We start from the raw sequence: 275 nt of genomic DNA, 5'->3' as shown, positions 1-275 counted from the left end.
GGGCTGGACCGCGCTGGCGCGCCAGGCGGAAGCCGATCTCGTTCTGGTGCTGAAGAACCCGGCCGAACTGCCCGTCACCATGCTGTGGGTCAGCAATGGCGGGCGCGACTACGCGCCGTGGAGCGGCCGCCATCGCGGCGTGCTCGGCATCGAGGACGGCCGCACGGCGCTCGGCCATGCCGCATCGCTGGGCGACAACTGGCTGAAGCGGGAAGGGGTGGCGACCGCCTTTGCCCTGGCTGACGGTCGCAGCGTCTCGTTCCGTCACGTCATCG

At 70.9% G+C, this 275-nt stretch carries 1 pseudogene; it reads left to right on the top strand.

Annotation, left to right across the window (positions count from 1 at the left end):
* Nucleotides 1-275: pseudogene (locus E5W87_RS35020) on the top strand (hypothetical protein); the annotation flags it as partial.

The organism is Mesorhizobium sp. (assembly GCF_004962925.1).
In the GTDB taxonomy this organism is placed as follows: domain Bacteria; phylum Pseudomonadota; class Alphaproteobacteria; order Rhizobiales; family Rhizobiaceae; genus Mesorhizobium.
The sequence above is the reverse complement of the archived record's forward strand: the minus strand, read 5'-3'. Positions and strand labels throughout refer to the sequence as shown.